The sequence below is a fragment of the Streptomyces sp. NRRL S-350 genome (assembly GCF_000719705.1).
In the GTDB taxonomy this organism is placed as follows: Bacteria; Actinomycetota; Actinomycetes; order Streptomycetales; family Streptomycetaceae; genus Kitasatospora.
Map to the genome: position 1 here is coordinate 1 of NZ_JOHO01000167.1, position 1080 is coordinate 1080.

1 protein-coding gene is annotated in these 1080 nt (G+C 68.6%); it reads left to right on the forward strand.

Annotated elements, in window-relative coordinates; genetic code table 11:
• Positions 1-86: 86 nt before the first annotated feature.
• The gene (locus IF30_RS0140275) at positions 87-971 is read left to right on the forward strand and encodes an IS5 family transposase (RefSeq protein ID WP_030248097.1); all 885 of its coding nucleotides are present in this window, start codon (positions 87-89) and stop codon (positions 969-971) included.
• Positions 972-1080 lie beyond the last annotated feature (109 nt).

Here is a 1080-nt window from a genome sequence, read left to right on the forward strand (position 1 = left end):
AGAAAGTGTTGGGTAAGTGATCAACTCCGTGGCGTGATGCCTGGCTGGTGATCTTCGTGGTCTGGGGACCCGCGAAGATCACCGGCATGTGTGTCTGTTCCTGCAAGCCTGCCTACGACTCGTCGTTGACGGATGCTCAGTGGGCGGTGATCGAGCCGCTGCTGCCGGAGCGGGATCCGCGCCGGGGCGGCCGTCCGTTGAAGTTCCCTCGTCGTCTGGTCGTGGACACCGTGCTGTACGTCTTGGTCAGCGGCTGTGCCTGGCGGCTGGTGCCGCACGACCTGGTGCCGTGGGACGCGGCCTACCGGTGGTTCCGTGCCTGGACGGCGGATGGCACCTGGGACCGGGTCCACGATGCGCTGCGCGAGCGGGTCCGAGTGGCGGACGGCCGGGATCCGCAGCCCTCGGCGGCGGTGCTGGACTCGCAGTCGGCACGCAGCCACCAGGGCGGGCAGGCGATCGGCTACGACGCGGGCAAGCGTGTCCGGGGCCGCAAGCGGCACCTGCTCGTGGACACCTGCGGACTTGTGCTGCGGGCGGTCGTGCACTCGGCCTCGGTGCAGGACCGGGCTGGCGCGAAGCTGGTCCTGGCCGGGATCCGCGAGCTGTTCCCGCAAGTCGGGCTGGTCTGGGTCGACGGCGGCTACGTCAACGTCGTCGATGCCGGCCTGGTCGGCTGGGCCGCGGAGCACGAGGGCCTGGAGATCGTGGCGGTGCCGCGCAACGCGGATGTGAAAGGCTTCCAGGTACTGCCCCGCAGGTGGGTGGTCGAGCGGACATTCTCCTGGCTGGGACGGTGCAGACGGTTGGCACGGGACTACGAGCGCAAGACCGCGCACGCCGAAGCGATGATCAAGGTCGCCATGATCCGACTCATGGCCGCCCGCCTCGCCGGCGAGGAGATCGAACCGCGCGGCCCCATCGAGACCGAAGCAGCACGCCGCCTCGCCGACGACCTCAACACCCAGTAGTCACCAGCTAACCCAACACTTTCTCAGCTTGATCTTTAACCTCGCGCGGCGAGGTGGGCCTGGAGCGTGGGTTCGCGTTTGACGGTCTTGCCCACGTCGTGGCGGGGCG

Coding starts and splice junctions, on each gene's coding strand:
- IF30_RS0140275 (WP_030248097.1), top strand. CDS start 87: ATGTGTGTCTGTTCCTGCAAGCCTGCCTACGACTCGTCGTTGACGGAT.